Genomic DNA, 6,467 nt, shown 5'->3' on the forward strand with positions numbered 1-6,467 from the left:
GGTAGTAGTCCTGCACTCAACTACGCATTGCAGGTGGCTGTTCAGGTAGCCAATACAGACCTCACCGTATTAATTAACGGAGAGAGTGGTGTTGGTAAAGAGGTTTTTTCACAGATTATTCATGCCCTCAGCGCGCGTAAACATAATCCTTTTATTGCCGTTAACTGCGGCGCCATCCCGGAAGGCACCATCGACTCTGAGCTTTTCGGCCATGAAAAAGGATCTTTTACCGGTGCGGTAGATAGCCGCAAAGGCTATTTCGAAACCGTAAACGGCGGCACCATCTTCCTCGATGAAATTGGCGAAATGCCAATGGGTACACAGGCCCGGCTGTTGCGCGTACTGGAAACCGGAGAGTATATCCGCGTAGGTTCATCCAAAGTACAAAAAACAGATGTGCGTGTAGTAGCCGCTACCAACAGGGATTTACTGGAACGTACCCAACAGGGTAAGTTCAGGGAAGATCTGTACTACCGCCTCAACACCGTGCCTATACGCGTGCCCGCCCTGCGCGATCGCAAAGAAGATATTCCTTTGTTGTTCAGGAAATTCTCGGTAGACTTCTCAGAAAAATATAAAACACCCTCTATACAACTGGATGAAGAAGCGCGTAATATACTCGTGAACTATCCCTGGAGAGGTAATATCCGTGAGCTGAAAAATATTGCGGAACAAATTTCAGTATTGTCGTCAGATAAGCTGGTGACAGCCAATGACCTCAAACGCTTCCTGCCCGAACAACCGGAAATCAACCGCCTGCCTATGTTGGCAGCGCCACAACAAAACAGCGATTTCAACAGCGAAAGGGATATTCTGTACAAACTTTTCTTCGACATGAAAAAAGATGTAACAGAAGTAAAGAAAATGTTTTTCGATATTCTCCAGAATCCAAATATGCCGCATGCGGCGGAGTATCCGACAGACAACCATGTATTGCACAGCTACCCTTCTGCCGCGGAAATGAATACACCTCCCAGCAGTAGTAGTCTTGGTAATGCACAACCCATTATCTTAGCAGATAATAAAATTGATCATCACGAAGAAGTAGAAGAAACCTTGTCTATTGCCGACAAAGAGAAAGAACTCATTGTGAAAGCCCTGAAAAAACATAAAGGCAAACGTAAGGATGCCGCGCTGGACCTGGGCATTTCTGAAAGAACGCTTTACCGCAAGCTCAAAGAATATAACATCGCCGAATAAACGAATTTTAATATCAGTATCACAATGATCAGCAATATCAAAGTATTTATATCCATAGCCACACTGACAGTATTGGCCGGTTGCAGTGTAAAATACTCCACCACCGGCGCCAGTATAGACCAGGAAGCCAAGACGGTGAATGTGCGCTTTATTGAGAACAGGGCGCCGATTAATAATCCGACCTTAAGCCAGAAACTAACCACTAAACTGCGTGATAAAATCACCTCTCAAACCCGTTTGACCCAGGTGAATGAAAATGAGCCCAGAGCAGATTACGAGTTTAAAGCCACTATCACCGGCTACTCTTTTTCCAATGCCGCCGTTACGAATGTTGACCAGGCAGCTACCTCCCGTTTAAATGTAACGGTAAACGTTACTTTCATTAAACGTGTAGGCGATAAAAAAGGATTTACCCAGTCATTCTCCCGTTCCGCAGAGTTCCCGGCCACCCAGTTGCCCAGCACCGTAGAAAATGGTTTGCTGGAAAACAATATTATTCCGGGTATTACCGATGATATCTTTAACAGGGCTTTTGCGAACTGGTAATGTGTAAGTCGTTTTTTTTATTACATTAGCAACCTATGACGGCAAACAGGATTATAGCGCATGTGTTTCTACAACCTTCTCTTCATTTGGTAAATGAAGCGGCGATGGAACAATTGGTGGCAGACCACCCATATTTTTCTGCTGCCCGCCTGCTGCTGGCCAGAAAGGTTTACCAAAAAACCGGCGACCTGCAAAGTGACGCCGTTAAAAAGGCGCTGCTTTATACCAACCAGCACCACTACGCTTATCAGGTGATTTCAGAAGAACAGATACTACAGGAAGTGGAAAACCGCGTTGCGGCGGTTATTCCCGAAGATACATTGTCCGGCGAAAAAGAGGATGTGATAACAACACCGCAAGCGCTTACAGTGGAGTGGATAGGTGAAGAAACAGCATTACCTGATGTGGAAACCCCTATTCCGGAAGATGCATTGCAAACGTTTACAGCAACAGCCCCCATAGTTGATGAAGAAGTAACTATCATGGCTGCTGCAGCTGTACATCCCATTGCGGAAAATCATTTTGCTGTTATTTCGGAAGAGGTAAAAGAAATGGAAACACCTCCAGCCGCGGAGGTAGTACAGCCCATCGCAGATAACCATTTTGCTGTTATTTCGGAAGATGTGGTTGAAATAGCAGCTCCTCCTACTACGGAAGTAGTAGCGGAGCTTTCGGAAACGGCTCCCCCTGCACCAGTGGAGGAAACCTTGACACCTGCCCCCGTAATGGAAGCAGCTGTAGATTTACAGGATGCCCCGGCAGATATACCTGTTGAGGCCACTGAAATACCACTCGCTGTTGCAGATTTTGAACACGAAGACATAGCAGCAACAGTGGCTCCCGATATGCCCCCACCACCTGTATTCACGCCAGCAGCGGAAAACAGCCCTGCCCCAGTCGAAGAAGAAACCGGCGGCTTAGGCCCCATCAGGATCTTCCCGCTGTCCGCACAGGCAGAAGAAACAGAACTCATTTTCCAGCCACTCTATACAGATGATTATTTTGCCTATAAAAGACTGAAAAATCCGGAAGAGGCAGATGACTTAAATGAACAGGGCGCCGCGGAAATGAAAAGCTTTACTTCCTGGCTGCGGCAAATGAAAGACAACTTTGTGGGAAAAACCAGCAAAGACTGGTATCACCAGCAGTTGCACCGCATTTATGAAGAAGAAGAAGAACCAGAAGTGTCTGAAACCGTTGAGAAAATGGCCATGGACTCTATTGTGTTTAACAACGACATCGTTTCTGAAACACTGGCGGAGATTTGGGTACGCCAGCACCAATATAGTAACGCGATTAAGATATATCAAAAATTAAGTTTGCTTAATCCCGACAAAAACGCTTATTTTGCGCAAAAGATATTAGAATTAAAGTCACAAACAGACAAAAAATAAATAGTAATTTCTATGTTGATAATTTTTGGTATCCTGATCATATTAGCCTGTGTGTTGTTAGGCTTCTTCGTGCTGATCCAGAACCCTAAAGGTGGCGGACTTTCCGGCGCTCTTGGTGGTGTTGGTAATCAGGTGATCGGGGTGCGTCAGACCACTGACGTGTTGGAAAAAGGTACCTGGATCCTGGCTGTACTGATTGCTGTACTCTGCCTGACCGCTCCTTTCTTCATTGGTAAAGGCGGCAAAGCAGGTCAAACCCTGGCTCCAAGTGCAGTTGAAAAAGCAGGTGCAGGTGCGCCAATGCCACAAGCGCCAGCAACTCCGCTGCCAGGTACTACGCCGGCTCCAGCTCCAGCTCCAGGCAAATAATAAATATTTTTGAATAATAATATTTGAAACCTCGCCGTTAAAAGCGAGGTTTTTTTTAATGGCGACCGACGGAGTATATTGAAAAACCTGATGTTATTCCCGCTTTCGCTCAATCGTAACGACCAATACTATCTATGGCTAAAAAAAGCAAAACATCCAGCACAAAATCTGTCTGGATAAGACGGATACTGGTGATTGCCGGCTGTCTGGCTGCCGGTGCGCTGGTGTATATTTCTTACCGCGTATTTGGTCCCAATACCAAAGCCTTTGGCGATAACAAATACTTTTACGTACGCACCAACAGCAGCTATGACAACGTGCTGGATGGCCTGGAAGAGCAGGGCATCATCCGCAACCGCAACAGTTTTAACTGGGTAGCGCAGAAACTGGACTATCCTGCCCGCGTAAAAGCCGGTCGTTATAAGATCAACAGCGGCATGAGCAACTTCGACATTGCCCGCCTGCTGCGCTCCGGAAAACAAACGCCCGTAGTGCTGGTCATCAATAAATTACGCACCAAAGACGATTTCGTCCGGAAAGTAAGCAACAACCTGGAAGCAGATTCTGTTGTACTCCGCTCCCTGATGGCGGATGCCGTGTATCTCCGCCAGTTTGGCCTGGATACCAACACCGTCATGTGTGCTGTAGTGCCCAACACCTACGAATTTTACTGGAATACCGGCGCCGAAGCCGTATTCAAAAAGATAGAAAAAGAAAGAGAAGAATTCTGGACGCCGGAACGAAAAGAGAAAGCTGATAAACTGAAACTCTCCGAAAACCAGGTCACCATCCTGGCTTCTATTGTGGAAGAAGAAAGCAATAAAAACGACGAAAAACCATTAATTGCCAGTGTATATCTGAACCGCTTCCGGAAAGGCATGCGCCTGCAGGCAGATCCTACAGTGAAATTTGCGCTGCAGGACTTCGGCCTGAAACGCATACGGGAAAATCATACCCTGTACGATTCTCCGTATAACACTTACCGTTATGAAGGTTTCCCTCCCGGCCCTATCTGTACCCCCTCTGAGAAAACATTGAATGCCGTTTTAAATACACCGGAAACAGATTACCTTTATTTCTGTGCCAGATCCGACTTCTCCGGATATCATGCTTTTGCAGCCACCTATGCAGAGCACCTGGTAAATGCCCGGAAATACCAGGCAGAACTGAATAAACGAGGATTTTGATATTGATATTGAGAATTACGAATTATGAATTACGAATTACGGATTTGTGCGGAGATAATAAACGAAGATCATCCGCTATCATCTCCCCACAAATCCGTAATTCGTAATTCATAATTCGTAATTCTAAAAAAAATGGCCTTCAGACCCGAAAACATCATCTTTCGCTCACGCCCCTACCGCCGTCTGGTAGACAGGACTAAAACCCTGATCCTCCCGGGATTTGAAGGGCTGCCGCTGTATGATGTACTAAAACATTTCGGGCAGGAAACCAAAAACAGGGGCCTCGGTGACCGTGCCAGGGCCATTTCCTTTAACTTCCTGCTGGCCATTCCGCCTTTTTTTATCTTCCTGTTTACACTCGTACCCTACGTACCTATAAAAAACATAGAGCCTACGCTTTATGACCTGGCGGAAGACCTCACACCTAACTATAACACCTATATGATCGTGAGAGGAATGATCCACGACTTCCTCTATACACATCGCAACGGATTGCTCTCTATCGCCTTCCTGATGGGATTTTTCTATTCCTCCAATGGCGTAATGGGCATACTCCGCTCCTTCAGCAAAATTCAGGGAGTAGGCTTCCGCAAAAGAAAATGGTGGCAAAACCGGCTCATCGCCCTGCAATTGACGGCTATACTGGTAGTCCTGTTGCTCATTACTGTAACGCTGATCGTTGCCCAGGGTGCTACCCTGCGCTGGGTATTCAACCTGGTAGGCGTTAAAAGTACCTTGCTCAGAAACGTGATCGATATAGGTCGTTGGGTAGTGATCGTAATGCTTTTTTACTCGGTAAACGGTTTCCTGTACCGCATCGGGGCAGCTACCACCCGCAGATGGAAATTCATTACTGCCGGCGCCACCGTGGCAACCGTTTTTATGATCCTCGTCACTGTGGGCTTCTCCTGGTTTGTTAATAACTTCGGTAACTATAATAAGATCTATGGCTCTATCGGTACCATCCTTGTACTTATGCTCTGGATTTTCCTGAACTCCCTCATCCTCCTGATTGGGTTTGAACTCAATGCCAGCATCAGAACCATCAGTGACGCAAGACAAGAAGAAAAAAAGAAACGAATACCCTCCAATCAGGCATAGCCGCCATCTCTCAAAAACACTTATTAAATATTTTTATTTTATAATTTTTTATTATATTTTACTTGATTATTTGCTCCTAAAAATGCAAAAATATACTGTCGCATTTTACTATATTTAATCAGGACCTGAAAACCATTCACTATGATGAAGGCCACCATTTATTTATCCTGTCTTACCATTTTACTATCCTCCTTTCAACCAACCAGGGAAACACCGCTGGAACCCGGCGCATTACTCCCTAAATCAGATCTTAGCCTGACAGATATTTCCGGCAAAAAAATCACATTGGCAGGCGCAAAAGGAACGAATGGGCTATTGGTTATTTTTGGCAGCAACATCTGCCCTTACATGCTGCGCAATGAAGCAAGATTGCAACATATTTGTCAGCATGCACGTAAAAACAATATCGGCGTAGTGATCGTCAATTCCAATGAAGCTGAACGCAGCGACAGGGAATCCTATACCGCAATGCAACGCTATGGCGCCGCGCAAAATTTCACCTGGTACTATGTAGTGGACCTCAATGCAGTGCTGGCAAATGCTTTTGATGCCAACCACATACCTGAATGCTTCCTGTTCGATAAAAATAGCCGGCTGGCTTATAAAGGGGGGATTGATGATAGTCCGGGAAATGCACAAACAGTCAAAGTAACGTTGCTACAAAATGCTA

7 protein-coding genes are annotated in these 6,467 nt (G+C 45.8%); all 7 read left to right on the plus strand.

The annotated features are described in order from the left end of the window. The coding region (locus VIP81_RS04460) for a sigma-54 interaction domain-containing protein (protein ID WP_331957273.1) at positions 1–1,200 on the plus strand (1,200 nt) is incomplete at its 5' end. 24 nt (positions 1,201–1,224) lie between these two features. Then, positions 1,225–1,746 (plus strand): LptE family protein, encoded by a 522-nt coding sequence (locus VIP81_RS04465; protein ID WP_331957274.1) that lies wholly within the window; start codon positions 1,225–1,227, stop codon positions 1,744–1,746. A gap of 35 nt (positions 1,747–1,781) precedes the next feature. Next, positions 1,782–3,140 carry a hypothetical protein gene (locus VIP81_RS04470; protein ID WP_331957275.1) on the plus strand — a complete coding sequence of 453 codons (1,359 nt, stop codon included), beginning with the start codon at positions 1,782–1,784 and terminating at the stop codon, positions 3,138–3,140. 12 nt (positions 3,141–3,152) lie between these two features. Next, positions 3,153–3,509, plus strand: a complete 357-nt coding sequence (gene secG, locus VIP81_RS04475; protein WP_331957276.1) for a preprotein translocase subunit SecG — start codon at positions 3,153–3,155, stop codon at positions 3,507–3,509. 134 nt (positions 3,510–3,643) lie between these two features. Beyond that, positions 3,644–4,696 carry an endolytic transglycosylase MltG gene (mltG, locus tag VIP81_RS04480; RefSeq protein WP_331957277.1) on the plus strand — a complete coding sequence of 351 codons (1,053 nt, stop codon included), beginning with the start codon at positions 3,644–3,646 and terminating at the stop codon, positions 4,694–4,696. Between the two features lie 132 nt (positions 4,697–4,828). Next, complete coding sequence (locus VIP81_RS04485; RefSeq protein WP_331957278.1) at positions 4,829–5,797, plus strand: YihY/virulence factor BrkB family protein; 969 nt, start codon at positions 4,829–4,831, stop codon at positions 5,795–5,797. A gap of 141 nt (positions 5,798–5,938) precedes the next feature. Next, positions 5,939–6,467, plus strand: a 529-nt coding sequence (locus VIP81_RS04490) for a redoxin domain-containing protein (protein ID WP_331957279.1), incomplete at its 3' end; no start/stop codon positions are given.

Source organism: Chitinophaga sp. (assembly GCF_036566945.1).
Taxonomy (GTDB): Bacteria; Bacteroidota; Bacteroidia; order Chitinophagales; family Chitinophagaceae; genus Chitinophaga.